This window comes from Thalassospira sp. SN3W, from assembly GCF_038070535.1.
GTDB classification, from domain to species: Bacteria; Pseudomonadota; Alphaproteobacteria; order Rhodospirillales; family Thalassospiraceae; genus Thalassospira; species Thalassospira xiamenensis.
The window spans coordinates 3,525,466-3,549,449 of sequence record NZ_CP121124.1; the positions used below are offsets into that span (position 1 = coordinate 3,525,466).

Here is a 23,984-nt window from a genome sequence, read left to right on the forward strand (position 1 = left end):
CAATAGTGATGGGCTTATTTACCGATCACTTTCAGGAAATGATCAATCCCGGCTTGGGCGCAATCCTGATCCTGCGGCGGGGTGCCTGAACTGACGCCGATTCCGCCGACAACATCACCATCAACCGATACCGGCAATCCACCGGCGACAATCGAAAGACGACCGCCGACTTCGGAATCGATTCCGAATGCTGGCATGCCCGGCTGGGCCGCGGCGGCATATTCATGGGTCGCCTTGCGCGCACCCGCGGCGGTGAATGCCTTATCTTGGGCAATCGTGGTGCTGGTGACCTTGCCGCCATCCATGCGTTCAAAGGCAATCAGAACACCGGATTCATCGGTGATGGCGATGCACATGGGAATACCGATTTCGGTGGCGCGATTGCGTGCGCCTTCGATCAGTATTTTGGCGTCATCGATCGACAGGCGTTTGATGGTCAGCATCGGGCGTCTCCGGCAGGATGTTATTGAAACGGCTGTTTCTAGCCGGGGCATCTTATGGGCGGCGTTATCGGGCGATCAACCGCATAAAAAGTCTTTTCATATGGTGGAAGAAGCCGGTGCCATGGCAGGTGCAATTGTGCCGGTCAGACTGTGACTGTCTCCGTCGCTATCTGCTGGTGTTGACGGTGCAAGGGCCGCAATCGCACCAAGGGCGAGTTCCCGAACCGCAGGATTGGCCTGTTCGCGCACCAGAAGGGCGATGTCGATCTTTGGCAACGGCGGTAAGGATGGATCATCAACAATCTGCATTCCGGCATATTCAGCCGTACAGCGCGGCATCGCCCCCAGCGCATGGCCACCATCAATTGCCGTGATGATCATGGAATTGGAGTCGCTGCTGTGGCTGATGCGAAAGGCGATGTCCTGTTGTGACAGGACTTCGGTCACGGAACGGCGGATTACGCAGCCATCATGGAACATCGACAGGCGAAGCGGACGTGCCTGATGGTCAAACCCGGCATCGGCCACCCAGACCAAGGGTTCAGATGTCACATGCAGGCTGGGCGTTTCGGGATCGGCGGTCAGAATCGCCAGATCAAGATCGCCATTGGCGACCCGTTTGCCGAGATTGCGACTGATATCCGCATGGCAGCTGATTTCTGTTTCCGGCAGGCGCAGGGCCGCAATCCGCAGGATTTCCGGCAGATAGATTGCGGCATAGTCGTCGGGAAGCCCGATGCGCAGCACGGCCGGTGCCGCATCAAGAAGATCGGCCAGCATCTTGTCGTTCAGGCCGATAATCCCCTCGGCATAGGATTTGACGACAAGGCCGGTTGTGGTTGGGGTGATGGCGTTGCGGTCGCGCGTGATCAGCGGTGCGCCAACGGTATCTTCGAGCTTTTTGATCTGCTGGCTGATGGCGGGTTGCGTGCGCAAAAGGCGTTCGGCCGTGCGTGTGAAACTTTGGGTATCCAGCACGGTCAGAAACGTTCTGAGCAGATCGATATCGACATTCAGAAGAGCCATAAGCGCAATTTATCCCGACGATAAGGCGAAGCAATTTCACATCGATATAGCACCGCTGCAAGATAAGCGCTATCAGCCAAGGCGCATTTTGCACAACCTGCACATCGCCCCCGTTCCGAAAGACCAGACCATGCCCGATATCCTGCGCAATACCGGAAACGCATCTGCTGTTCCCTCCGCCACCACGGAAATTGCACTGGGAATCGAAAGGGTCACGCCGATGGTCCAGTCATCATTCTGGGCCATTTTAACCCTCGTAGTTGCGGCAATCCTTATGGGGCTTGGTCCAATTTTTGTGCGGTTCAGCGGTGTGTCCCCCGATGCCTCGGCTTTCTGGCGTGTTGCGCTTGCTGCTCCTTTGCTGGGCGCGACCGTCTTCTTGATACCGGCAGGATCATCAAAACCAGCGGTCGGAAATAGTGTTTCCGTGCGCAAGCGTGATACGGGTTTGATGATCCTTGCCGGTCTTTTATTTGCCGCCGATCTGGTCGCCTGTCATATGGCGATCGAAATGACGACGGTCGGCAATGCGATTTTGCTTAACAACCTTGCACCGGTGATTATCGGGTTTCTTGGTCTGTTTGGCATCGCGCGCAAACCCGGCGTGATGTTCTGGTGCGGGGTGCCGTTTGCGATTATCGGCGGTTATTTCCTGTTTCGGGCCAGTGAAACTGGCGCAGGATCGATGCAGGGTGATGCCTTTGCCGTTCTGGCGGCCTTTTTCTATGCCGGATATCTGATTGTCATCAGCCGGTTGCGCCGCAATCACAGTGCTGCATCAATCATGTTCTGGAGCACCCTGACCACCATGATTGCCTTGGGCGTGATGATGGTGATCAAAGGCAATTTCGTCCTGCCACCGCATATGACAGGCTGGCTGGCGCTGATCGGTCTTGCGATGCTGGTGCATGTTTTGGGGCAGGGGATGGTGTCGGTCGGCCTGAAGCGCGTGGACGAGGCGACCGGATCAATGATCCTGCTGTTGCAGCCCTTTGTCGCCTCGATCCTTGGGGCTGTCATCCTGGGCGAGCTGCTCAATCAGTGGCACATCATGGGCAGTGCGGCGGTGGTTGTGGCCCTTCTGATCGCGACCCGTCGTCGCCGTACGCTTTAGGCTTGATCTTGGCACTATCTGGCAATCATGAACCAAAGGGTGCCAACCGGCATCAGGGTTGCTGCAATGCCGAGCATCGTCCAAAGCCTTACACATTTATCATAGGCATCTGGCATGATGGTTTCACCCGCCGCCACCGTCTTGGCGGCAATCCGCGACATATATAGTTGCAAGGGCAAAAGCCCGACCAGCCAAAGGGTTGCCGCCATGGCAAACAGACTGATGCCAATCGTCAGATGCGGGCTATCGGAAAGCGAAATGCCCCCGGCATGAAAAAGACCAACCCCACCAATCACGACCAGAGCCGCGCCAAAGGCGGTAAAGGCCAGATCGGTGACATTCACCAACCGGCAGGCAAAGGCGATGATCACCGGGTTTCTGGTGCGGTCGGCCAGGCTTTTCCATACCGCCGTAACGATGATATTGCCCAGAAACAGTACGGCACCCAGAAGGTGAATGAATTTGACGGTGGTGTATTCCATCTTTGGCGGCCTTTGATTTGCGGATATCGGGATCAGGAATTTTCAGGGGCTGTCAGGTCTTCGGCAAGAAGCCCCAGCACAAAATCATCAAGTTCCTGATCGGCAGGCGGAACAATCATCCCGTCAATCACCAGCATGGCGATGCCGTGTGCGCGGCTCCATGCCGCAAGGGCGCGGTTATAGGCGGTGGCTGCTTCGTTCAGGGTCATATCGGCACGACGATCAACTGATGTAACGGCGCGTTGCAAAACGTCAAACGCGTTATCGGCCGCCTCGCGGAGTTCTGGATATTGATCGAGTGGCGGACGTTCCCGGCCAAAGATCAGGCGAAAATGCTGCGGGAAATCGACTGCGAAATGCACATAGGCCGCACCAAGCGCCATGATGCGCTCTTCGTGTTTTTTGATATTTGCAGCAACATTTTCAAGCCGTTCGGCAAAGCGTTCAAACGCATCAATCGCTACTGCCGCCAAAATGCCATCCTTACCGTCAAAATGGCGATAGGGCGCTGCTTCCGAAACACCGGTAAGCCGCGCCAGACGTCGCAACGACAGGCCACTTGGCCCTTCTTCGGTCAGGATGTTTTCAGCTTGCTGTAGAAGGACATTACGGACGTCGCCGTGGTGGTATTTCCCCATAAACTCGTATCTCGATTTTCTTATGTTAACTTTGTTAACTTTAACAATCGATAGGCCATGACACAAGCAAAAAAGGACCGTCAATGTGACGGTCCAGTTTGGCGCTGTCGGGGATTGTGGAATCGTCGAGCCGGGCTTAAAGCACCGGTAAAATCCTGAACGCTAGGTTGCCGGAGGCGGCGATGATGTGGATTCATCATCTTCATTCTGGGCCCCAGATATTGAGGATGCGTCATCGTTAACGGTTGCCGTTGAAGTTGTGGCAGGGTCCTGGCTGTTATCGTCGGCTTTGCTGTCATCGGTTGCAGCGTCATTTTTGGGCGCAGTTATCGCTGTGGCTGCGGCTTCTGTTCCGTTTTCGGATGGCGCTGGCGCATTACTGCCCGTTGGAGACTCTGCCGCCGTGGTATCGGCAATTGCGCCATTGGTGGCGTCGGGCTTAGGAGATGCCGTTGTGCCATTTGTTGGTATCGAACCTGCTGCGGATGAGCCGGACGTGCTTCCTGCGTCCGCACCGGTTTGACCGGCAGGCTGCGTGGCCGAACTGTTGGTGCCGCCATCCTTTACCGTATTGGTGCTGTCGCCTGTTGCAGAAGGTGCAGGGGCTTTTTGTGGCTCATCGGCTGCGGTTGGTGCCGCATTGCCAGTATCGGTCGTGCTCGACGGCATGTCTGGCGTGGTTGCAGCGGATTGCTGGTTGCTGGTGCCTGTATCAGATGCCAATGGCGCAGAAGACGCCGTTTCGGCAGGTTTGTCCTCGGGCGCCGGGGCAAGCGTTGCCGAGGGTGAGGGTGGGTTTGATGATGTCTTATCGTGATCCGGGCGGATCAGGAAGCGATTGGACAGAATATCGCGTCCGACCAGAAGCGGTTGGATGATGCCCGCCATTTCAAGCAGGCCAAGCTCGACATCACAGACGACATCGCGCAGGACCAGTTTCGTTCTGATTACAGGCGCACGCACAGGTGTGCTGTTGGCGTTGGTGGTAACCTGTCGGAAGGCGGTCACCGGCATCGCCAATCGCCAGGTGATCTGGCGTTGAGTGATTTTGGCGGTTGGATCAGGGGCACTGTCGACCGTGAGCGAGAAGGAAGCGCTGCCCACGCTTTCGTCTTTTTCGTCATCAGAGGAACCGGCGTTGCTATCGCCGTCGCCTTCGGGTTGCTCGATGGTCAGATCGCTGACGAAAAGGCAGCTTTGCGGTGCCGCGCCAAGGATCATGGCGGGCAGGGCCGCAATGCCCCAATCGGGCAGATCGACCGGCTCATCAGGATAAAGAACTGTTCTATTGCCCAAGCCAGCATCCCGACCGGCTGCCTTGGAGGCCGGGGCCGGTTTGTTCGCGGATGCAAGCAGAATCAGGGCTTTGTACAATGTCGGGTTCATACACCGATGACGGTGCAGCAGGCTGCTTGTGACAGACTATTTGTGCGATTTCACGCAGGAATTAGTTGTTAATTACTTGTTGCGGTTCCAGCCATCACACTGGCCGCGATGGCGCAAAAGATGATCAGCCAGAACGATGGCTGCCATGGCCTCGCCAACCGGAACGGCACGAATGCCAACACACGGATCATGGCGGCCCTTGGTGACGACATCGACATCCTTGCCGTAAATATCGACACTTTTGCGCGGTGTCAGGATCGAGCTGGTCGGTTTGACGGCAAAGCGCACAACAACATCCTGCCCGGATGAAATCCCGCCCAAAATGCCGCCCGCGTGGTTGGAGCCAAAGACCGGTTTGCCATCTTCGCCCATGCGCATTTCATCGGCATTTTCGATGCCGGTCAGTTCGGCGGCCTCAAACCCGTTGCCGATTTCAACACCCTTGACTGCGTTGATTGTCATCATCGCCTTGGCCAGATCAGCATCAAGTTTGTCATAGACCGGGTCACCCAGCCCGACCGGAACGCCCGAACAGACAACTTCTATTACTGCACCGACCGATGATCCGTCCTTGCGCAGGCCATCAAGATATTCCTCGAATACCGGAACGGCGGCTGCATCGGGGCAGAAGAACGGATTGTTATCAACCTCGTCCCAGTTCCAGTTGTCGCGATTGATTGCCTTGGTGCCCATCTTGATCAGGGCACCACGGATTTTGATATCATCGCCAAGGACTTTGCGCGCAATTGCCCCGGCGGCAACCCGCATCGCGGTTTCGCGCGCCGATGATCGTCCGCCACCGCGGTAATCACGGATACCGTATTTTTCCCAATAGGTGTAATCGGCATGGCCCGGGCGGAACTGGTTTTTAATCTCGCCGTAATCCTTGGAGCGCTGATCAACGTTTTCGATCAGAAGTCCGATAGGGGTGCCGGTGGTTTTGCCGTCGAACACGCCTGACAGGATTTTGACCTGATCGGGTTCGCGGCGCTGGGTGGTAAAGCGCGATTGTCCCGGTTTGCGTTTTTCAAGAAACTGCTGGATGTCTTCTTCGGTCAGGTCAAGAAGCGGCGGCACACCGTCAACGACGCAGCCAATCGCCGGGCCGTGGCTTTCGCCAAAGGTGGTGAAGCGAAACAGGGAGCCAAAACTGTTGCCAGCCATTTCCGATATCCAGAATTCAGGTGTTTGAAGACAATACAGGCTGCCAGTAAGGCAGCCCGCAAGATCATATCATGTTCGGATCAGGATTTCTGAACATTGATATCCGGTGCGTCTGCCTGCTTCATGCCGACGGTATGATACCCGCAATCGACATGATGGGTTTCGCCGGTAACACCGGTCGACAGGTCCGACAGGAAATAAAGGCCCGATCCACCAACATCATCAAGAGTGACGTTGCGGCGCATCGGCGAATTATATTCATTCCATTTCAGGATATAGCGGAAATCGCCAATGCCCGACGCGGCAAGAGTCTTCATCGGACCCGCAGAAATGGCGTTGACGCGAATACGATCCGGGCCAAGGTCATTGGCAAGGTATTTCACGCTGGCTTCCAGTGCTGCCTTGGCAACGCCCATGACGTTGTAATGCGGCATCACCTTTTCCGCCCCGTAATAGGACAGGGTCAGAAGCGAACCACCATCGGTCATCAGCTTTTCCGCGCGCTGTGCAATCGCGGTAAAGGAGTAGACCGAAATGTTCATCGACATCGCAAAGTTTTCCGGCGAGGTATCGACATAGCGCCCGCGCAGTTCGTTTTTGTCAGAAAAACCGATGGCATGCACGACGAAGTCCAGCTTGCCCCATTTTTCTTTCAATGTTTCAAAGACGGCGTCCATACTGGCCGCGTCGGTCACGTCGCAGGGCAGAACGGTGTCGCTGCCAACAGACTCCGCCAATGGGCGGACGCGCTTTTCAAGGGCTTCACCCTGATAAGTAAAAGCAACCTCGGCACCAGCGGCGGCCACGGTACGCGCAATCCCCCAGGCAATCGATTTATCGTTCGCGACGCCCATGATCAGGCCACGCTTGCCAGCCATCAGGCCAGAAATGTTTTCGGCGGAAAAGCTCATTTTCCCTCTCGTTCCCACGATCTCTCTCTGGTGCGGGGCAGCGCGGAACAAAGCTGTGGCCCACACAGGAGGCATTTGACATTGGGCGCATCCTACACAAAGCGAAGCCAAGGTCAATCTGGCCTGTTTTATCTTGTGCGGTCACGTTATCCTGTTGATCAGTTACACTATAACCAGAAATCGTGCAGGGATAAGTGTTTAATGGTTCCAATCGGCCAATTACTTAAGGACCGCACTGGATTTTGGCGCTACGCCATTATGCGATTTGTGCATGACAAATCCGTCGAACGCGCAGCGGGGCTTTCTTATACAACCCTTCTTGCCATGGTTCCGTTCCTTGCTGTTGCGCTTACGGTATTGTCGGCCTTCCCGGTTTTTGAACAGTGGAAGGACCAGATCATGGGTGTGGTCCTGAACAATTTTCTGCCCGAAACTGGCGAACAGGTGACAGGTTACCTCAGCAATTTCCTTCAGAATACCGGCCAGATGACAGCGGTGGGCACGATTGTGCTGGCCTTGACCGCGGTCATGCTGCTTGCTGCGATCGAAGGTGCGATGAACGATGTGTTTCGCGTTACCACTCCGCGCAAACTTTTGGCGAAACTCGTCGTTTTCTGGACCTTGCTGACGGTCGGGCCGATGTTGCTGGGGCTGAGTCTTTCGGTGGCATCCTATATTTTTGCCATGCGCTATATGGTCGGGGCCGACGGGCTGGGTCAACATATCGGGCAATTGACGTTTTTGGCCCCTTTCCTGCTATCCTCGATTGCCTTCTCGCTTTTGTTTATTGGCATGCCGAACCGTTCTGTCGTGATCATTGACGGTATTTTGGGCGGCTTGGTGGCGGCTGGATTGTTCGAGGCGCTTAAAAAAGGGTTCGGGTATTACGTTATTAATTTCCCGACTTACCAGACGATCTATGGCGCCGTGGCGATTGTACCGATCTTCCTGTTATGGATGTATCTGACCTGGATTGTTGTGCTGCTGGGCGCACAGGTTGCTGCCGCCCGATCCGAATGGCGTGCGGCACGTGCCGCTGGGCTGATCCCCGATCCGCGGGGTGCCGTGCCCGGCCATATGGAACGCATTATCGCGGTGTTACGCGTTCTGGAATATTTGCAACATGGTTTCCGCGAAGCAACCAAACCGCCGACCTATCGCCGCATGTTGCGCGAAACCAAGCTGGGCGGGCGGGATCTTAACTGGGCCTTGGCGGCCCTTCGGCGTGAAAAGCTGATTGAACGGTCCGAAAGCCACCGCTGGCTTTTATCAGGCGATCTGTCGCGGATCACGCTGGTGGATCTGATGTCCAGGCTGGGGCTGTTTCTGGATTATGACCGGTTGCTTCTGGTTAATGCCGATGGCGGTTGGCCAGGAGCCATGCGCGAACGTCTGGTGGAACTGGAAAAAACGCGAAAATCCGTTCTGGATGTTGAAATTGCTGCCCTGCTTGATTTGCCAAAACCCGATGATACAGCCCCCAAGCAGGTTGAAACCAAGCCCGAAGACGAAAAGAAAGACGAAATCGGCCCAAAAGACATGACTGAAATCGTCGATTAAAGTGTTCCGAAGGCATCAAAATACAAGGCCGGGTTTGTGTTCCCCGGCCTTGTTTCGTTTGGCGAATTGTGCTGTTCGTCAAGGTTAGTTTTTGGAAACTTCCTGCGCGATTTCATTTAGTGCCTTGGCTATTTCCGCCCGACGTCCGGCATCCGCCGATGCGCGGCTGGGGCGATCGGGTGCGTTCAATGCTTTTTCCAGATAAAACTTGGCTTCGGCGTAATGATCATTCTGAAGCAGGAAATCGCCATAGAAATAGTTGGGGTCAATCCCGTCAGGATTAAGTTCCAATGCCTTTTTCAGGAATTCTTCGGCCTTGCTGTCACTGCCAAAGGCAAGCGGCCATGGCGGCACCTGATAATAAAGCGATCCCAGTGACGTATAGGCCGATCCATCAAGTGCCGTTGGATCGAGGGCAATCGACTTTTCAAACAAATCGCGCGCGTCGTTTACTTTGCCAAGGGCCGAAATGCCGCGCACGATCCCGGCATCGGTCGACAGGACAATACCCTGCCAGATAATGACTTCGGGACTATCCGGATAGAGGTTCAGCAGACTTTCGCCCTCGGTTTCAAGTTGGTGAATGGCTTCAAGCTGCTGTTTTTCATCCGTCATCTGGTACTTGATGCGGGCCCATTCTTCCTGCAGATGGGCAACGCCATTCATGGCCTCGTTATTGGCCGTGTCGGCATTGGCAGACAAAGGCAGGCCAAGCGCAAAGGCGCATATCATGGCAAAACGGGTGATTTTCATGCCGGGTGGCTCCTTGGGTTGGCGTCCTGTTTGTTGGCGATCAGGGGGATTGGTGCAACTACCTGCTCGGCCTTGAGGATTTCTTCGCCGATGGTGGTGTTTTTACGAAGTCCCCTGTCGACGATGCTCGGTATGACGGCATTGATCAGGGCAAAAAGCCGTTCCGGCCAGCCGATCCGAACATCGGTTTTGTCTTGTTCAATCGCATTGACGATCTGACGGGCAACGTCACGTGGATCGTCTTCGGTGACATTTGTGCGACGGTTAAGCAGCCCTGCCTTGCCGCTGTTCATGGTGGTACGAACCGCACGCGGGGCGATGTGACTTATGGTGATGCCCGTGCCGGACAGTTCACGACGCAGCGCATCGCTATATCCCTTAAGCCCGGATTTGGCTGCGACATAGCCGGTCATATGGGGCAACGGGATCAATCCGGTCATTGATCCGATATTGACGATCTGACCGCTACCGCGTTTGCGCATGGCCGGAAGAACGGCCTGGCACAGGCGCATTGGCACCAAAAGGTTCAGCGTCACAAGCGCGTCGTAATCCTGATCTTCGGCATGATTGAAATCATTGATCCCAGCCAGATTGATCAGGATGTCGGGTGTGTGTTCACGCAATGCCTTGCAGGTCGTATCGATGCTTTCCATCAGGTTGCCCTGCGTCGTGCGGTCATAGGCAACGACATTTGACCCGCGTTCGATCAGCAGGTTGACCAGTGGCATGCCAATGCCGCCAGTCGCGCCCGTCAGGAAAACGGATTTTCCATCAAGCAACATTTTTACGTTGTCCTTCATGCGGGATCGCCGCAAACAGATTGGCAAACAGCCGGAAGGTGTTTTGCGCGACTTCGATGATGGCGGCCTGATCAGCCGGATCGGTGACCTGATTGACGGTCTTTTCGAAGAATTTCATGTGTTCAAGATCAAGGGTGCCGTGCGAAAACAGATAGCTGAATGCTGATTTCGGCAAATCAAGGCCGGTCATGACGGCATCCGCACCCTGACTGGCGATTTGGGTTGAAGTGCTTTCAAGCATGAAGACCATACCAAGGAAACCGACCGGGTTCTTACGGCTGATATAGTCGTAGTTATAGGCAACCATCACCTGGGTTTCGAGGTTCGGTAACGTGTTGCGGGCGGCTTCGCGGTTGCCACCGGCGGCTTCGATATCATTGAGAATCCATTCTTCGTGGCCTTCTTCTTCTTCGAGATATTCAATGATCGCCTTGTGCAGCCAGCGTTTTTCATCTGGCATACGCGATCCCATTGCCATCAGGAAGGGAACGGTGTGTTTGACATGGTGATATGCCTCCGTCAGGTAGGCGACATAGGTTGACCGTGAAATGCGACCTTGCAGGCCATCAACAAGCTGGGGAACGTTATAAAGGGACGCGCGGGCTTCGGCGGTTTCGGCAACAAGGCGATCATAAAAATTCATGGTTTTCTCCGGGACGGACAAGGGGGATGTGTAAAGTTTGGCAATCGCATCGCGGCGCGGGCGTCCGGTGCCTGTCAGGCAGCCGTTTTCGACCGTAAAGGGGGCAACGATGCGGGTATGTTTGATGTGTGCGTAATCGGGCAGGCCAGCATTGGCCGCGGCAACCGCGGCACTTACATCGGCGGTCGGACCGGTCGGAACGATCAGGGCGCTTAGTTCCGGTTCCCCATCGCCAAAGACCATGGCCTGATAGATGCCTGGCTGGGCCAAAATGGCGGCTTCGGGCCATTCGGGGGAAATATTGCGCCCAAACGATGTGATCAGGACGTTTTTGCGTCGCCCTGTCACACAGACGAAACCATCGTCATCAATCTGCCCCAGATCGCCGGTTGCAAGAAAGGCCGGTGCTGCTTCGCCGACATAGCCAAGGAAACCGGGATTTTCGATGATGATTTCATCGTTGGAAATCTGGGCCTTTACATGGGGCAAAAGCGTTCCGGTGGTGCCGGGCTTATCTTTGCCCGGTACATTCATTGAAACGACCGATGCGCATTCCGAAAGACCATATCCTTCGTAAACCGGAAGCCCGATATGGCGGGCCTTGGCAATCAGGGCCGGATCAACACGCGATCCACCAACCGCAATGAATTTAAGGTCAGGAAGGGGCCCCTTGCGGATGACCAGCATCATCAGCGCACGCAGGATTTCAGGCACCAGAATGACCGATGTCGCGCGGGTATCCTTAAGGATTTCGTGCAGGCCCTGATATTGCGGCCCGAACTGGCCAAGCGGTGTCAGGGTAATGGTACACCCGGCCAGAAGACCGGTATAAACTCCCGCGACATTTTCCAGAAGTACTGCAAGTGGCAGCACACAGGCATGGGTGCCAGCAAAATCATCGCCCAGCATCGCGTGGATCGAAGATGCAACAGTGATCATCGCCGATGCGAGCAGGCAAACGCCCTTTGGCGTGCCGGTGGTGCCGGATGTGAAGGTGATTTTTGCCGTGCCATCGGGGATGTCGGGCGAACGCGACTGCCCTGTTTCCGTCATCCCATTAGCCGTCAGCATGTGGGTGATGCCCGCGGTCACAATTGTGTGATTGATCTGATCGCGGGTGAAAAATGGCGGGATCGGAACGCATACAATGCCGGCCGATAGGGCGGCAAGGTCCCAGACCAGCCAGTCGATCCCGTTATCAAGTGCTATACCCAGTACATCGACATCTGCAAGTTCAAGACAACGTGCGTCGATCAGGTCGGAAAGGTCGCCATAGGTTAGGCTATCATCGCCTTCGCGGAGCGCGACTTGATCGGCGTTATGGGTGCGGATGCATTCGAACAGCATGATTATTTCTCGCCGTTATGTTGCAGATGGGGATAAAGGCGCGGGCGCATGTGGGTGTATTCTGCACCCAGCAATGTCTGAAGGCGGCGATAACCATGTTCGACCGAACCAGACAGAACATGCGGGCACGTGTCGTAATACCGGCCCCAGTCGATTTCGTTTTCCGTCAGGCATGATGGATCGGCATGGGCGTGGCGAACGGGCTTGAGGCCCATTTTACACAGGCGTTTTTCGATACTGTCGGTGCCGGTTACAACCGCCTGTTTAAAGCCGTTATGGTGCAGATAGGCCGACAGTGCCGCAAACAGGAAGGACGACGCGCCACCACCCGATGACGCCAGGTTGCCGATCTCGACAATCTGATGGCGCGGTACACCAAGGATCACTTCGATTGGCGCGGGCAGATATTGTTCAAGAAACAGCGGTCCATGCCCGGCTGACCGGAAACCAAGGGCGGCGACGATCCGTCCGGCATCGTCGCGGACACTCATCAGGCTGCCATATTGCACGCGGATCGCGGCGTCATAGGCATCGGCATAGATATTGGCGATGAATGTTTCGACTTCGGGGCGTTCTGTCGCCAGAAGTGTCAGCACCGAAATGGCACAGGCACGCATCTGCAGATGATCCAGAAAACCGCGTTTCTGGAAGCTGAGCTTGGCGGCGGGGAAACCATTTTCATTATAATTCAGGTGAAGCATGCCATTGGGCCTTCGACTGCGTTGATAGCGCATTCTTGGCCCGGAACCTGACAGCAACCTGAATGAGGGGTTGTTAAAGCAAAAACCTTGGAAATGTTACTTTAGCGGGCAGTGTTTTCTGAGGCATTGCCGGGGATTTCGATCTTTACCGTACCATCGGAACTGCGTAGATGAAGGTCGTGCTGCGGGAACGGAATTTCGATCTCGTTTTCCTTGAAGCTATCCCAGACATTGAGCAATACCTCGCTGATGATATTACCACGTCCGTTTTGTGGATCCGTGATCCAGAGGCGGATTTCAAGATCGACCGAATTATCGCCAAAGCCGCGTAGCAGTGTGTTCGGGCCGGGATTATCCAGAACGCGTGCACATTTTGCTGCGGCTTCATTGCACAATTTGATCGCGAAATGCGGATCGCAACGATAGGCAATGCCGACCGGAACCTTCAGGCGCAATTTGACGTCCGAGTGGCTCCAGTTTTCCACCTGATTGGTGATCAGGTCTTCGTTGGGGATCAGGAATTCGGTACCGTCGCGGGTGCGAACGGCGGTGTAACGCGCGCCAAGCGACTGAATCCAGCCAAATGTATCGCCAATCGCAATCACGTCGCCCGGCTTGATCGACCGGTCCAGCAACAGGATCACGCCGCTGATCAGGTTGGCGACAATCCGTTGCAGACCAAACCCGATGCCGACACCGATGGCACCACCAAAGACAGCAAGCGCGGTCAGATCGACACCGATGGTCGAAAGCGCAAACAAAACCGCAATCGACAGCAGCACAAGTTTCAGAAGCTTGGACATAAGCACCTGAACCGATGGCGTCAGGCGGTGAACCTTCTGGATGCGTTGTTCGAAAATGCGCGAGGCAAATGACGCGACCCAAAGCAGGATCGCCAAAGACAGCATTGCCTTGAGGATGCCAAACACCGATATCCGAAACTGCCCGATATGAAGGGCAAGGCTGTCCAGCAGATCAATTGCCGGATCAAGCCAGCCGACAATGTTAAGGGCGGCCAGCCCCCATGCGATGATGGCGATACTGCGGGCCCAGACGGGATCATTCACCACCGCCGTGCCCAGACGGATGAAAATCCACGCATTCAGAAGGCTTGCGACAAGGCGCAGGATATTGTGCCGCAGCCCCGCCTGTATCGCGACCGCATCAATAAACCAGATCAGCAGAACCAGAATGATCGGAAACGCCAGATCGGGTAAAACCGCAAGCAACCGACGGAACCCGGCATAGTGCAAAAGCGCCCGCCAGTTTTGCAAGCGCGCCAGTTGGCGCGAAAGCGGCCTGCGCAGTAACAGGGCAGGGATCACCGACAGCAAACATGCCCCGATCTGTAACAGGATCGGAACCAGCAAGATATTGTTGTCCACCCATGCGGCTGCCTGTTCAAGCCAGATCACGAGCTGGTCGGGATTCCAGAATTGCTCCATACGTCCCCTGATTTTGCCCTGTATTATGATTAGTGAATGGAAAGCATTATATTTCATATGGTAACGCGAAACCGCCTGCGGGAGATAGGGCGCTAATTCTTCGTGTTCTGGTTGGTTCTGCGAAAGATGCGTCTTTTGGCTTTGGTTTCCTTGACGTTAGATAGCTATCTAACTAAATCTTTAGGATCAAAAACCTCCTGCAGGTATCTCCCCCCATGACAATTTCCAAAGATAGCAATGCATCGCGTGAACAGTTCGGTTTCTGGCTGGGCATGCTTGCCCGGCAATGGCGTGCGGAAGTCGACCGGCGTTTATCGCCCTTTATCCTGACCGAGGCGCGCTGGATCATCCTGTTTCGTCTCAGCACGACCGATCATGACCTGACGCAAAAGGAACTGGCGCGTATTGCCGGGGTGCAGGGACCGACATTGGTGCGGACATTGGACTGGCTGGAGGAAAAGGGATTGATCGAACGGCGCGAAGTCCCCGATGACCGGCGGGCAAAAACGGTTCACCTGACCGAAAAGGCCGAACCGGCGCTTCGACAGATTCAGGCGGTCATACAGGGTGTCCGAGCCCAGATTTTTGCCGATGTTACCGATGAAGAACTTGAACATTGTCTGACCGTGTTCAAAAAAATCGGCCGACAGTTCGATGCCTTTGCCGGAAGTGAACAGGACAAGGACATCATCATGGTTGGACGGGTGAAAACCTAAAACCGTTTCCACCGTCTTATATCTACCTGTGAGGCAGGGCTTGGTCGGATGATCGGTTCCGCAGGGTTTCGCGCTCCCATCGTTCTGTCAGAACTGCGGCCCCAAAGCCGAGCCCGCCAAAGATCGCAAGACTGATCACAAGTGCGGGCAGTAAACTGTTTGCGGGCATGAATGTCGGCGAGCCGCCGGGCAATGACAACCATACCATTGCAGCACTGCCCCATAAAATGCCAACCGCAACCATGCCGATCCCGGTAAAGGCGAGCCGCAAGCGCGAAAGATATTTCATTATTCTGACCTGCGCCGCTCGACTGATCCATCATAATGGATCGCTACGGTTTCCTGTGCCGGGCCATCAAGGGCAAGCGCGATAACATCCGCCGGTTTGCGCCGCAAAAGTGTAACGATATCGCCAGACGGGACCTCGCCGATCACGCTATAACCCGCAACCCGACCGATCTTGCAATCGCGCATCGGGGCAGGGGTGATCATCATTGCCTGTTGTTCTGAAAGGGACAGGTTGCTGACCTGTGCGGCGCGAACGTCAAAACCTTCGGCCTCAAGGTGGCTTTGCCAATCGATGCTGTCTTGGCAATCATTCGTGTATGAAAGTTCAAGCGTCGGGCGCGATGTGCCGACAAATGCGGTCAACCCGATCAGGGCGATACCGGCCAGAATCGTAGAAAGAGCAATGGGTTTCATGACTTCTGCCTTTGTCAGATAAAACTGCAAAGGCAGAATGCCTGTTAGAGCAGGTGCGAGTCTTGAGCCCGGTCAAGCCGCAATCGGGCGTGGCCGGGCTACCCGTGTTAACGTGCCTTGTAAGGATGTTTTTCCGACCATTCTCGTACGAAATCGATCAGTTCATCGTCGCGATCTTCGGGCAGCTTGACGGTCAGATGTACATATTGATCGCCGCGTTTGTCACCCCGGTCATATGCCGCACCCTTGCCACGTAGCCGCAATTTCGTGCCGCTATTGGCGTTGGCAGGCAGTTTCATGCTGACCTTGCCATTGATCGTCGGGACTTCGATAGACCCGCCAAGGATTGCTTCGGCCAGGCTGATCGCAAGATCGCAATGCAGGTCATTGCCTTCGCGACGGAAAACCTTGTCCGGGTGGACATGCAGCTTGATCAGCGCGTCACCCGCTTCCCCGCCATTCATGCCGGTCATTCCCTGGCCTTTCAGGCGAAGGGTCTGGCCATCTTCGCTTCCGGCAGGGATGCGGACTTCAAGGCTTTTGCCGCTGGCAAGATTGATGCGCTTGGTCGTGCCGATAATGGCTTCGGCCAGATCAAGGCTAAGCTCATAGGAAATATTGGGTCCTTTGACCTTTTCGGCCTGTCTGCGCCCACCAAAACCACCGAAGCCGCCCCCGCCGCGGCCAGCCTTGCCGAAAATCTCGTCAAAGATATCCTCGGCATTGGCACCGGAAAAACCAAACGGATCACCGCCAGCCTGGCCGCTATAACGCGCACCGCCACCACGGCCAAACGGCCCGGTTTCACGGCCATCGGCATCAATTTCGCCCGCGTCATATTTTTTGCGACGTTCGGCATCCCCCAAAAGATGATAGGCGGCCGAAACTTTCTTAAACCGCTCTTCGATCTTGGTGTCACCGGGATTGACGTCCGGGTGCAATTCGCGCGCAAGTTTGCGATAGGCTTTTTTGATTTCGTCCTGGGTGGCGTTTTTGGCAACGCCCAAAGTCTTGTAGGGATCCTGCATCGCCTGACCGGTTGGAAAATGGGAAACGCTATAAGTGTATTATAGGCCTGTATTGGCTGTTGCAAGGAAGGCATTTGTTTTTATTGCTGTCCTTGACATGGCTCAGATATGAAAAAGCGGCGCTGTTCGCAAGGAACGCGCCGCTTTTTTTAATGTCGTTTCGCGACGGTCAGTTTACAACTTCCCAGCTTCCATCCGGCTTGCGGCATGCGGTGCCGTACGCTTCTTCCTGCTTGCCGCCGATGGTGACGGTCTGCTGGTATTCACGGCAATATTCCTGGGTTTTCGGTTCCTGATAGGTCCGGGTCGGGGTTACCGTGCCACGAACCCCGGTATCGGGGTTGTTCCAGGTCGATGTCTGGCCCGTCGGCGCACTTTCAAGGGTGCGCTGCGTGCTTTGTGCCATGATCGCGCGGTCGGCATTGTCCAGTGACTTGCCGACTTCACTGCCGATAAAGGCGCCAGCCAGTGTACCAAGTGCCACACCGACAAGCTGTCCCGATCCTTTGCCGAACTGCGCACCGGCAACAGCACCACCAACCGCGCCCAAAAGGGTGCCTGCGGTTTGTTTCTGGCCTTGATCCTGTGCACAACCGGCAATGAATGCGGTCATCATGACGGGGATTACGATATGACGAAATTTCATATTTTTTTGCCTACCTTGTCTTTCCTGTCCCAACCGATATGTTCTGTATCTACGGAACGATCTTGATTGCGTCGTTTCACGTATATCCAAAACCCGTATCTTTTGAATTTGGTGCGGATTTTGAACTATCAAAGGAATCCTGACCCCAATGGACGAAAAAAATACGCCAAAAATGGGGCATGAAGATCATGCCGTACCGTTCGATCTTTTTGACGTGTGGTTTAAAGAGGCGAAAAACAAGGAGAAACCGTATCCGGATGCGATGACGCTGGCGACAGCAGATGCGCGCGGGCGGCCTTCGGCGCGTATTGTACTGCTTAAGGGCTTTGATCAGCGCGGTTTTGTTTTTTACACCAACTATGAAAGCCGCAAGGGCGATCAACTTGCCGAAAACAGCTTTGCCGCATTGTGCTTTCACTGGAAGTCGCTTGAAAAATGCGTTCGCATCGAGGGGGCGGTGACCAAGGTCGACAGTGTGGAGTCCGACGAGTATTTCGCATCCCGACCGCGCGGCAGCCAGCTTGGCGCGTGGGCGTCAACCCAGTCCCGCCCGATGAGTGGCCGGTTCGATCTGGAAAAACGGGTTGCCGAATTCACCGCCAAATTCGGGCTGGGCAAAGTACCTCGCCCGGAGCATTGGGGCGGCTTCCGCCTGATCCCTGATCGCATCGAATTCTGGTCCGAAGGCAAGTTCCGCCTGCATGATCGCCAGCTTTACACCCGCGATGCCGAGGATAAGGGCTGGAACCTGCAAAAGCTTTTCCCGTGATATGGAAGGCTGTTCTGAAAATGCAAAACGCGCGAATGTCGGTTCGCGCGTTTTTGTTTGGCAGGTTTGATCAGTATTCTTCTGACGGGCAGAAGACTTCCTGTAACACGACGATGATTTTCATGATCTCGGGATTGGCCAGCGAATAATAGATGGTTTGCGATTCCCGGCGTGTCTTGACCAGTCCCTCGCGGCGCAAACGGGCAAGATGTTGCGATAGTGCAGATTGTTTAATACCCAGTTCACCTTCAAGCGTGCTGACTGATTTTTCTGTTGTTCCAAGCGAACATAAAACCATCAGACGCCACTCGTTTCCCAATGTTTTCAGGAACTCGGCAGCCTCGCGAGCGTTTTCATGCAAGTTTTTATAGGGCATCGCAGGCAGTATCCATTCTCGAAGTCAGTCCGGCTATTTTCTGGCACGTTAAGACCGATAAACCGTATAGGATGATTAATCTTCGGAATTCGGCAATGCATTGGTTTGATGTTACACTGGTTTCTCTCTCCGCCTAAGCATTTCGTAGGGGAAAGCCCCTTTTCAATGCATGGACGGGATCTTTTATAAAAGTTTTGATCTTGAACAAGGAAAGATGCGTTTTCTGGTTGCAGACTGTCCCTTTCTGACGTCTTGACGCATTGTAGTGATCGCAACAAGGCACACGTGTCGGAAGACACATCAATTCTCGGGAGTGAGTGCGATGGCAGTAAGAACAATTCTGGCCCCGGTGGCAGGTTCGAACATTGATCAGCGTGTACTGGATCTGGCGTTCCGGACGGCCAAAAGATTTGATGCACATCTTGAGGCATTGTTTGTTGCCGCCGAACCACAAGATGCGATCCCGATTGTCGGGGAAGGCATGTCGGGCCTGATCATCGAAGAAATGATGCGGGCTGCTGAAAACGAAACCCAGCGCCGTGAAACCCGCGGGCGTGCTGCCTATGATGCGGCGCGTGATGCCGCCGCCGTTGCCGAGGCCGCCGTTCCGATGGCCGATCTTCAGGCGACCTGTGCATGGCGGCGCGACAATGGCCGTGAAGACGAAACCGTTGCCCGACGTGGCCGTCTGTTTGATCTTGTGGTCATTGGCCGCGAACCGCGCGAAGCTGCCGCGTCGCTTACTTTTGATGCCGCCCTGATGGAAACCGGTCGTCCGTTGCTGGTTGCGCCGGAAAAAACACCCGAAACCGTTGGCGAAAAAGTCGTGATTGCCTGGAATGGCGGAGTGGAAGCCGCCCGTGCCGTGACATCGGCCATGCCACTTTTGCGTACGGCCAAGGAAGTCACCATCGTCAGTGTCGGCGAAGTCCCCCATGGGCGTGCCTGTGCCAAAGCATTGGCCGAACAGTTCCTTTGGCACGGGGTCGAGGCACGGGTGTCCGAATTGCCCGAACAGTCGCACGTTGCTAATGCCTTGATATCCGAGGCAGAAAAGGTCGGTGCCGATAGCATCGTACTTGGCGCTTACAGCCATTCGCGGTTCAAGGAAATGATCCTTGGCGGTGTTACACAGGATATGCTGGCAAAATGCACTTTGCCGCTTTGGATAATGCATTGACCCATAGGTCACGTAACATCCTGAAATCCGGATGATTATTTGTATGATCATTGGTATATGACAAAAAAGGCGCAGTCTTTTGCGCCTTTTTTGTTGCGTCTGCGAACAAAACCCGCCACCGTTACTGAAATCTTACAAAGACGACGGCCCGATCAACGAGGCCTTCGCCCGATAAAAGAACAGTGGAAGAAACGTCTGGCAGGGGAAAATCCCATGTTATCACTTCGCGATGTCATTGATTTCGCATCCATGTCCGAGGATCTGAGCCGGGAACTTACCCGTCAGAATGTCGGCTTGCCCGATCTTGGCGCTTTGGTTGCAAGCTATTCCGGTGTTGCTGCTGGCCCTGTTAGCAATTGCAATGAAGCACCATGTGCCGCCAACGATGTGGATGGCGAATAACTTACAAAGTCTCTGATGTCCCGATCAGAACAGGTTGATCTGGTCTTTTCGCTTTCGCGAATTCGTTTTTTCAGGGACATCTTCTTCGCACCAATCCAGAACATGATTGGGCACCGGGCCCAGCATGTGACGCACGGCGTCAAATCCGTTGACCGGATCAAGCCATCCGGCGATATGGTTTGGCCCGATTACGGCGGGCATGCGGTCATGGATATGTGAAATTGCCTGTGCGGGGGCGCAGGTGATGATGACCGCCTCGCGTCCGTTTTCAAGCCCGGCAAACAGCACTGGCTGATGATCTGGCAGGGTGATGCGGGTCTTGTGCTTTACCCTGCCGTCCTTGCGCCATTCAAACCAGCTTGTCGCTGGTATCAGGCAACGCCGATCCAGCAAGGGACGAAAGGTCGGTTTCTGATCAAGGGTTTCGGCTCGGGCATTGATCAGTGGCGCATTCAGCGTTGAAACGCTTAACCCCCAACGGCGCGAGGCAGCCTTTTGACCCGGCAGGATCACAATCACCGGATCGGTCGGGCGTCGAATGCCAGACAGGCTCTCAAATGCGGCTTGGTCTGCGTCCTCTAACGGTTTTTCGGTATCTCGTCGATGTGCATCCCGCCCGTCTAAATCGCGGTCGGCGGCAAAATCGGATGCTTCCTTGCGAATGATATCGCTAAGGTCGATGGCCAGTTGTGCCTGAAACGCGTTCATGTCGTTGATAAGCTGGTATTGGCTGCACATCGGATTATCTGTTCGTTCCATAATTGACAATGATCATAGCCGTTTGACTGGTTTTGATACAACCTTCGTCCTATATAGGAACGCGTGTTGCGATGCGTGCTTGCGACGGATCGCAATGCTATAAGAAGATGACGATACGATATAACGTGCCACTTCGGCGCGCGGGATTTGAAAGAGCCACCCAATGAATGCCACTGCCCCGAAAACCGTTGTCCTGACTGGCGCAAGCCGGGGGATCGGCCATGTTACGGTCGGTTATTTTGCCGCGCGCGGCTGGCGGGTGATTTGCTGTTCACGGGAAGCTCCGCCGCCCAGTTGCCCGCGTGATCCGGCACAGGGCATTCATATTGCTGCCGATCTTTCCAAACCCGAAGATGTCGAGCTTTTCATCAAGCAGGCCAACGAAGTTCTTGGCGATGATCCGCTGCATGCATTGGTCAATAATGCCGGGGTATCACCCAAGACGCCGTATAAAGAACGGCTCGGCTGCCTGAATGGCGATATCGAGGCATGGCGTGATGTCTTCGAACTGAACTTTTTTACCCCGTTGACTTTGTCGCGGGGCTTTGCCGCAGCCCTGCATCGCGGCAAGGGGGCGATTTGTAATATCACCTCAATCGCGGGCCATTATGTTCATCCGTTTGCCGGATCGGCTTATTCCACGTCCAAGGCCGCCCTTTCGGGGCTGACACGTGAAATGGCAGTGGAGTTTGCCGAACTGGGCGTGCGGGTCAATGCCGTGGCACCCGGCGAGATCAAAACCGCAATGATTTCCCCGGAATACGAGGCACTGGTGCCGCGTATTCCGATGAACCGAATGGGCACCCCCGAAGACGTCGCCGCCGCCGTTCATTATCTGGTGGGGGAGGACAGCAGCTATGTCACCGGTACGGAAATTTTCGTAACCGGTGGGCAGCATCTGTACTGATTTTGTAAATCTGCGGGGCTTTGATCGAAAAAACAGCCAGGAACTTACGGCTGTTTTTTTATCGGTGGTGGTTCGGGGAAATGTAAAATGCCGGATCATATTCAGCCTTGCCCGCCGGAATATCATCAATCAGCGGACGGGCCATGAAATACTGTTCCGGAACGCCGTCCAGTTTCAGGTCGGGCAGGGGAGCAAAGCCGAACCGGCTGTAATAATCAGGTTCGCCCAGAACCACGCACCCCGCCGCATCATTGATCCGCAAGCGTGCAATGCCTGCCTGGATCAGTTCCGATCCGATGCCAAAACCCTGTCGGTCGGGGCACACCGCCACCGGACCAAGGCCGAACCAGTCGATATTTTTGCCATCGATGGTAATCGGCGAGAAGGCTACGCACCCGACAAGTTCGTTATCTTCAATCGCGACAAGCGAAATGCTGAGCTTGCCCTTTTTGCGCAAGGCATCGACGATCAGATGTTCAGTTTGCTGACTATGAGGGGCTGTTGCGAATGCGCTGGCCAGCAATGCATGGATTGCCGGAATATCGGACTTTGTCTCATCGCGTATAAGCATGATCGTCCCGTCCCATCCTGTGACTTCACGCCTGCTACCTGCAGGTCTGTCACACGACTATAACGGGAAAATCAATTAGACCAACAGGCTTTTAAGCCAGTCGCGCTTTTGCTCCAGCCGACGGGCTTCCATATCAAGCCATCCGGTGAACGGGGCGGCTTCGTTTGCGTGGTCTTCACGCAGTGCCAGAACGCGATCAAGTTCCAGTTCGCAAACGTCATGCAGGATTTCGATCTGGTCGCGACGGGTTTCATCATCAAGCAGATGCAAGAACCGCATTTTAAGCGCCATGACAAGCCGCGAAAGTTCGCCCGACGTATCTCGAAGCGTGCCCTGCATCAGTTCCTGAAATTTATCGTGCCCGGCCTTGGTCAGCGACAATTGTGCATCTGAATAGGACCCGCTATTGCAATCCTCGCGCACCAGCCCTTCAAGCTTCAGAAGCTGAAGCGAGCTTCCCATCATATCAAGCGATGGCCCCATGATATGGGCGGTAAAATGACGCACTGCATTGGCCAGATCGGCATAGCTGATCGGTTTGTCCGAAAGGGCAAGGGTACCAAGTGCGCAGAGGCGCAGACATTCTTTGGGCAGCAATGTTCTATCCGAATACATAAACGGTCCCTGTCATGTTGCAGGTACCTATGTTAACGCGAACGGTTCTTAATTGCAAGGTGTCGATGCCGGAGAAACCCCGGCACCGGTGAATATAGATCACAATCATGATTCCGCAAACAGACTGTCAAAGACATATCGTTCCCGTTCAGGGGGCAACGACGTCATGAACGGTCAGTTCCCGGACTTCACCATCGGGCGTTTGCCACCAGATGGTTTCACCCTTTCTGATACCGATCAGGGCTGCTCCAACCGGTGTCATGACCGAAATCCGCTGGGTGGATATGTCTGCTTCGGTGGGCATGACAAGAATTATGGTTTGCATGCCACCGGTCGCATTGTCGCGGAATGTGACTTCCGATCCGATGGTGATGGCATCAGGGGGCAGTTCGGATCGTGTGGCGATCACAGCCCTGTCTATTTCGTCAAGCAGGCGGTTGGCGACAATCGGGTTCCGGCCAATATTGGCCCGTGCAAGGTTTTCAAGCTGATCGGCGATGGTCTGATCGATGAAAACGGCTGGATCATGGGACTGGGTTTCAGTGAAGGTTTTGGTAGTGGTTTGCATATCGAAAAGTCCTTTGGATGGGATGTGATGTTGCGACACATAAGGTCGCAAACAGGATTCAGTTGAACGGGACCAAAAGGTCCCCCCCCCTGAAGGGGGAGCCTTCTGACTGTGGCGTCGGCCAAAAGAAGCGGGCTGCGTTGTCGTGGTTTCATGCCGATAACGGTCAGGCCGATAAAACTTCGCAAATCAACGACACTCGGATCGCGACTGTTGCCACCAGAGTTGGCTGAGTGATCATTGATATTGCCAATCATGGCTTTGAGGCTTGGTTAGGTTCAGGCTCAGGAACGATGTCTGTGGCGGCTGATCAATAATCGAAAAGCAGATGA

General features: G+C 54.8%; 28 protein-coding genes. 7 read left to right on the plus strand and 21 right to left on the minus strand.

The annotated features are described in order from the left end of the window. Positions 1-14 precede the first annotated feature (14 nt). The gene (locus P8T57_RS16130) at positions 15-443 is read right to left on the minus strand and encodes a heme-binding protein (protein ID WP_341363670.1); all 429 of its coding nucleotides are present in this window, start codon (positions 441-443) and stop codon (positions 15-17) included. A 96-nt stretch (positions 444-539) separates the two neighbouring features. Continuing rightward, complete coding sequence (locus tag P8T57_RS16135; protein WP_341363671.1) at positions 540-1,469, minus strand: LysR family transcriptional regulator; 930 nt, start codon at positions 1,467-1,469, stop codon at positions 540-542. A 130-nt stretch (positions 1,470-1,599) separates the two neighbouring features. Between P8T57_RS16135 and P8T57_RS16140 the strand changes: the two genes are divergently transcribed. Continuing rightward, on the plus strand, positions 1,600-2,583 hold the full coding sequence (locus P8T57_RS16140; protein WP_341363672.1) for a DMT family transporter: 984 nt from the start codon (positions 1,600-1,602) through the stop codon (positions 2,581-2,583). Between the two features lie 14 nt (positions 2,584-2,597). On the opposite strand, the gene P8T57_RS16145 is transcribed toward P8T57_RS16140, so the two are convergent. The 5 genes from P8T57_RS16145 to fabI all read right to left on the minus strand — a co-directional run bounded on the left by P8T57_RS16145 (position 2,598) and on the right by fabI (position 7,164). Then, positions 2,598-3,065 (minus strand): DUF2269 family protein, encoded by a 468-nt coding sequence (locus P8T57_RS16145; RefSeq protein ID WP_063095447.1) that lies wholly within the window; start codon positions 3,063-3,065, stop codon positions 2,598-2,600. Positions 3,066-3,097: 32 nt separating this feature from the next. After that, complete coding sequence (locus tag P8T57_RS16150) at positions 3,098-3,703, minus strand: TetR/AcrR family transcriptional regulator (protein ID WP_341363673.1); 606 nt, start codon at positions 3,701-3,703, stop codon at positions 3,098-3,100. Positions 3,704-3,865: 162 nt separating this feature from the next. Beyond that, on the minus strand, positions 3,866-4,999 hold the full coding sequence (locus P8T57_RS16155) for a hypothetical protein (protein ID WP_341363674.1): 1,134 nt from the start codon (positions 4,997-4,999) through the stop codon (positions 3,866-3,868). A 162-nt stretch (positions 5,000-5,161) separates the two neighbouring features. After that, complete coding sequence (gene aroC, locus P8T57_RS16160; protein ID WP_341363675.1) at positions 5,162-6,253, minus strand: chorismate synthase; 1,092 nt, start codon at positions 6,251-6,253, stop codon at positions 5,162-5,164. Between the two features lie 80 nt (positions 6,254-6,333). Further along, positions 6,334-7,164: an enoyl-ACP reductase FabI gene (gene fabI, locus P8T57_RS16165; RefSeq protein ID WP_007090890.1), complete on the minus strand. Its 831-nt coding sequence runs from the start codon at positions 7,162-7,164 to the stop codon at positions 6,334-6,336. A 258-nt stretch (positions 7,165-7,422) separates the two neighbouring features. On the opposite strand from fabI, the gene P8T57_RS16170 reads away from it, so the two are divergent. Then, positions 7,423-8,724 (plus strand): YihY family inner membrane protein, encoded by a 1,302-nt coding sequence (locus P8T57_RS16170; protein ID WP_341363676.1) that lies wholly within the window; start codon positions 7,423-7,425, stop codon positions 8,722-8,724. Positions 8,725-8,808: 84 nt separating this feature from the next. Here P8T57_RS16170 and P8T57_RS16175 read toward each other — a convergent pair whose 3' ends face one another. The 5 genes from P8T57_RS16175 to P8T57_RS16195 all read right to left on the minus strand — a co-directional run bounded on the left by P8T57_RS16175 (position 8,809) and on the right by P8T57_RS16195 (position 14,413). Then, positions 8,809-9,477 carry a tetratricopeptide repeat protein gene (locus tag P8T57_RS16175; RefSeq protein ID WP_341363677.1) on the minus strand — a complete coding sequence of 223 codons (669 nt, stop codon included), beginning with the start codon at positions 9,475-9,477 and terminating at the stop codon, positions 8,809-8,811. After that, positions 9,474-10,277, minus strand: a complete 804-nt coding sequence (locus tag P8T57_RS16180) for an SDR family NAD(P)-dependent oxidoreductase (RefSeq protein ID WP_341363678.1) — start codon at positions 10,275-10,277, stop codon at positions 9,474-9,476. Before P8T57_RS16180 ends, P8T57_RS16175 begins: the two co-directional genes overlap by 4 nt. Continuing rightward, the gene (locus tag P8T57_RS16185; RefSeq protein WP_341363679.1) at positions 10,249-12,267 is read right to left on the minus strand and encodes an AMP-binding protein; all 2,019 of its coding nucleotides are present in this window, start codon (positions 12,265-12,267) and stop codon (positions 10,249-10,251) included. The genes P8T57_RS16180 and P8T57_RS16185 overlap by 29 nt, the downstream gene beginning before the upstream one ends. 2 nt (positions 12,268-12,269) lie before the next feature. Continuing rightward, complete coding sequence (locus P8T57_RS16190; protein WP_341363680.1) at positions 12,270-12,968, minus strand: thermostable hemolysin; 699 nt, start codon at positions 12,966-12,968, stop codon at positions 12,270-12,272. Positions 12,969-13,069: 101 nt separating this feature from the next. Then, positions 13,070-14,413: a mechanosensitive ion channel domain-containing protein gene (locus P8T57_RS16195; RefSeq protein WP_341363681.1), complete on the minus strand. Its 1,344-nt coding sequence runs from the start codon at positions 14,411-14,413 to the stop codon at positions 13,070-13,072. A 215-nt stretch (positions 14,414-14,628) separates the two neighbouring features. Here P8T57_RS16195 and slyA point away from each other — a divergent pair, with 215 nt between their 5' ends. Beyond that, on the plus strand, positions 14,629-15,129 hold the full coding sequence (gene slyA / locus P8T57_RS16200; RefSeq protein ID WP_085645668.1) for a transcriptional regulator SlyA: 501 nt from the start codon (positions 14,629-14,631) through the stop codon (positions 15,127-15,129). Positions 15,130-15,151: 22 nt separating this feature from the next. Here slyA and P8T57_RS16205 read toward each other — a convergent pair whose 3' ends face one another. From P8T57_RS16205 to P8T57_RS16220, 4 genes are all read right to left on the minus strand, one after another. Further along, positions 15,152-15,418 carry a hypothetical protein gene (locus tag P8T57_RS16205; protein WP_085645667.1) on the minus strand — a complete coding sequence of 89 codons (267 nt, stop codon included), beginning with the start codon at positions 15,416-15,418 and terminating at the stop codon, positions 15,152-15,154. Then, positions 15,418-15,831, minus strand: a complete 414-nt coding sequence (locus P8T57_RS16210) for a hypothetical protein (RefSeq protein ID WP_341363682.1) — start codon at positions 15,829-15,831, stop codon at positions 15,418-15,420. The genes P8T57_RS16205 and P8T57_RS16210 overlap by 1 nt, the downstream gene beginning before the upstream one ends. A gap of 107 nt (positions 15,832-15,938) precedes the next feature. Next, positions 15,939-16,859 (minus strand): DnaJ C-terminal domain-containing protein, encoded by a 921-nt coding sequence (locus P8T57_RS16215; protein WP_040059695.1) that lies wholly within the window; start codon positions 16,857-16,859, stop codon positions 15,939-15,941. 169 nt (positions 16,860-17,028) lie between these two features. Further along, complete coding sequence (locus P8T57_RS16220) at positions 17,029-17,505, minus strand: RT0821/Lpp0805 family surface protein (RefSeq protein WP_007090901.1); 477 nt, start codon at positions 17,503-17,505, stop codon at positions 17,029-17,031. A 148-nt stretch (positions 17,506-17,653) separates the two neighbouring features. Here P8T57_RS16220 and pdxH point away from each other — a divergent pair, with 148 nt between their 5' ends. Next, the gene (gene pdxH / locus P8T57_RS16225; protein ID WP_341363683.1) at positions 17,654-18,274 is read left to right on the plus strand and encodes a pyridoxamine 5'-phosphate oxidase; all 621 of its coding nucleotides are present in this window, start codon (positions 17,654-17,656) and stop codon (positions 18,272-18,274) included. Between the two features lie 70 nt (positions 18,275-18,344). On the opposite strand, the gene P8T57_RS16230 is transcribed toward pdxH, so the two are convergent. Next, entirely contained in the window at positions 18,345-18,650 is a 306-nt protein-coding gene (locus P8T57_RS16230; protein ID WP_007090903.1) for a metalloregulator ArsR/SmtB family transcription factor, read from the minus strand. A 322-nt stretch (positions 18,651-18,972) separates the two neighbouring features. On the opposite strand from P8T57_RS16230, the gene P8T57_RS16235 reads away from it, so the two are divergent. Both P8T57_RS16235 and P8T57_RS16240 read left to right on the plus strand, forming a co-directional pair. After that, positions 18,973-19,830, plus strand: coding sequence for a universal stress protein (locus tag P8T57_RS16235; protein WP_051682248.1), 858 nt, complete (start codon positions 18,973-18,975; stop codon positions 19,828-19,830). A 213-nt stretch (positions 19,831-20,043) separates the two neighbouring features. Beyond that, positions 20,044-20,232 carry a hypothetical protein gene (locus P8T57_RS16240; RefSeq protein WP_063095421.1) on the plus strand — a complete coding sequence of 63 codons (189 nt, stop codon included), beginning with the start codon at positions 20,044-20,046 and terminating at the stop codon, positions 20,230-20,232. Positions 20,233-20,256: 24 nt separating this feature from the next. Here P8T57_RS16240 and P8T57_RS16245 read toward each other — a convergent pair whose 3' ends face one another. Next, on the minus strand, positions 20,257-20,970 hold the full coding sequence (locus P8T57_RS16245) for an SOS response-associated peptidase (RefSeq protein ID WP_007090906.1): 714 nt from the start codon (positions 20,968-20,970) through the stop codon (positions 20,257-20,259). Between the two features lie 184 nt (positions 20,971-21,154). Between P8T57_RS16245 and P8T57_RS16250 the strand changes: the two genes are divergently transcribed. Next, positions 21,155-21,898 carry an SDR family oxidoreductase gene (locus P8T57_RS16250; protein WP_071239676.1) on the plus strand — a complete coding sequence of 248 codons (744 nt, stop codon included), beginning with the start codon at positions 21,155-21,157 and terminating at the stop codon, positions 21,896-21,898. A 58-nt stretch (positions 21,899-21,956) separates the two neighbouring features. On the opposite strand, the gene P8T57_RS16255 is transcribed toward P8T57_RS16250, so the two are convergent. From P8T57_RS16255 to rnk, 3 genes are all read right to left on the minus strand, one after another. After that, a complete protein-coding gene (locus P8T57_RS16255; protein ID WP_007090908.1) occupies positions 21,957-22,469 on the minus strand; it encodes an N-acetyltransferase in 513 nt (170 codons plus the stop codon). A 75-nt stretch (positions 22,470-22,544) separates the two neighbouring features. After that, positions 22,545-23,084 carry a hypothetical protein gene (locus P8T57_RS16260; RefSeq protein ID WP_341363684.1) on the minus strand — a complete coding sequence of 180 codons (540 nt, stop codon included), beginning with the start codon at positions 23,082-23,084 and terminating at the stop codon, positions 22,545-22,547. Between the two features lie 148 nt (positions 23,085-23,232). Further along, entirely contained in the window at positions 23,233-23,652 is a 420-nt protein-coding gene (gene rnk, locus P8T57_RS16265) for a nucleoside diphosphate kinase regulator (protein WP_037989959.1), read from the minus strand. Between the last annotated feature and the right edge of the window lie 332 nt (positions 23,653-23,984).

What these genes read in the sequence shown, in the direction of transcription:
- P8T57_RS16130 (WP_341363670.1), bottom strand. Translation starts at nt 443, where the DNA reads ATGCTGACCATCAAACGCCTGTCGATCGATGACGCCAAAATACTGATC.
- P8T57_RS16135 (WP_341363671.1), bottom strand. Translation starts at nt 1,469, where the DNA reads ATGGCTCTTCTGAATGTCGATATCGATCTGCTCAGAACGTTTCTGACC.
- P8T57_RS16140 (WP_341363672.1), top strand. Translation starts at nt 1,600, where the DNA reads ATGCCCGATATCCTGCGCAATACCGGAAACGCATCTGCTGTTCCCTCC.
- P8T57_RS16145 (WP_063095447.1), bottom strand. Translation starts at nt 3,065, where the DNA reads ATGGAATACACCACCGTCAAATTCATTCACCTTCTGGGTGCCGTACTG.
- P8T57_RS16150 (WP_341363673.1), bottom strand. Translation starts at nt 3,703, where the DNA reads ATGGGGAAATACCACCACGGCGACGTCCGTAATGTCCTTCTACAGCAA.
- aroC (WP_341363675.1), bottom strand. Translation starts at nt 6,253, where the DNA reads ATGGCTGGCAACAGTTTTGGCTCCCTGTTTCGCTTCACCACCTTTGGC.
- fabI (WP_007090890.1), bottom strand. Translation starts at nt 7,164, where the DNA reads ATGAGCTTTTCCGCCGAAAACATTTCTGGCCTGATGGCTGGCAAGCGT.
- P8T57_RS16170 (WP_341363676.1), top strand. Translation starts at nt 7,423, where the DNA reads ATGCGATTTGTGCATGACAAATCCGTCGAACGCGCAGCGGGGCTTTCT.
- P8T57_RS16175 (WP_341363677.1), bottom strand. Translation starts at nt 9,477, where the DNA reads ATGAAAATCACCCGTTTTGCCATGATATGCGCCTTTGCGCTTGGCCTG.
- P8T57_RS16180 (WP_341363678.1), bottom strand. Translation starts at nt 10,277, where the DNA reads ATGAAGGACAACGTAAAAATGTTGCTTGATGGAAAATCCGTTTTCCTG.
- P8T57_RS16185 (WP_341363679.1), bottom strand. Translation starts at nt 12,267, where the DNA reads ATGCTGTTCGAATGCATCCGCACCCATAACGCCGATCAAGTCGCGCTC.
- P8T57_RS16190 (WP_341363680.1), bottom strand. Translation starts at nt 12,968, where the DNA reads ATGCTTCACCTGAATTATAATGAAAATGGTTTCCCCGCCGCCAAGCTC.
- P8T57_RS16195 (WP_341363681.1), bottom strand. Translation starts at nt 14,413, where the DNA reads ATGGAGCAATTCTGGAATCCCGACCAGCTCGTGATCTGGCTTGAACAG.
- slyA (WP_085645668.1), top strand. Translation starts at nt 14,629, where the DNA reads ATGACAATTTCCAAAGATAGCAATGCATCGCGTGAACAGTTCGGTTTC.
- P8T57_RS16205 (WP_085645667.1), bottom strand. Translation starts at nt 15,418, where the DNA reads ATGAAATATCTTTCGCGCTTGCGGCTCGCCTTTACCGGGATCGGCATG.
- P8T57_RS16210 (WP_341363682.1), bottom strand. Translation starts at nt 15,831, where the DNA reads ATGAAACCCATTGCTCTTTCTACGATTCTGGCCGGTATCGCCCTGATC.
- P8T57_RS16215 (WP_040059695.1), bottom strand. Translation starts at nt 16,859, where the DNA reads ATGCAGGATCCCTACAAGACTTTGGGCGTTGCCAAAAACGCCACCCAG.
- P8T57_RS16220 (WP_007090901.1), bottom strand. Translation starts at nt 17,505, where the DNA reads ATGAAATTTCGTCATATCGTAATCCCCGTCATGATGACCGCATTCATT.
- pdxH (WP_341363683.1), top strand. Translation starts at nt 17,654, where the DNA reads ATGGACGAAAAAAATACGCCAAAAATGGGGCATGAAGATCATGCCGTA.
- P8T57_RS16230 (WP_007090903.1), bottom strand. Translation starts at nt 18,650, where the DNA reads ATGCCCTATAAAAACTTGCATGAAAACGCTCGCGAGGCTGCCGAGTTC.
- P8T57_RS16235 (WP_051682248.1), top strand. Translation starts at nt 18,973, where the DNA reads ATGGCAGTAAGAACAATTCTGGCCCCGGTGGCAGGTTCGAACATTGAT.
- P8T57_RS16240 (WP_063095421.1), top strand. Translation starts at nt 20,044, where the DNA reads ATGTTATCACTTCGCGATGTCATTGATTTCGCATCCATGTCCGAGGAT.
- P8T57_RS16245 (WP_007090906.1), bottom strand. Translation starts at nt 20,970, where the DNA reads ATGTGCAGCCAATACCAGCTTATCAACGACATGAACGCGTTTCAGGCA.
- P8T57_RS16250 (WP_071239676.1), top strand. Translation starts at nt 21,155, where the DNA reads ATGAATGCCACTGCCCCGAAAACCGTTGTCCTGACTGGCGCAAGCCGG.
- P8T57_RS16255 (WP_007090908.1), bottom strand. Translation starts at nt 22,469, where the DNA reads ATGCTTATACGCGATGAGACAAAGTCCGATATTCCGGCAATCCATGCA.
- P8T57_RS16260 (WP_341363684.1), bottom strand. Translation starts at nt 23,084, where the DNA reads ATGTATTCGGATAGAACATTGCTGCCCAAAGAATGTCTGCGCCTCTGC.
- rnk (WP_037989959.1), bottom strand. Translation starts at nt 23,652, where the DNA reads ATGCAAACCACTACCAAAACCTTCACTGAAACCCAGTCCCATGATCCA.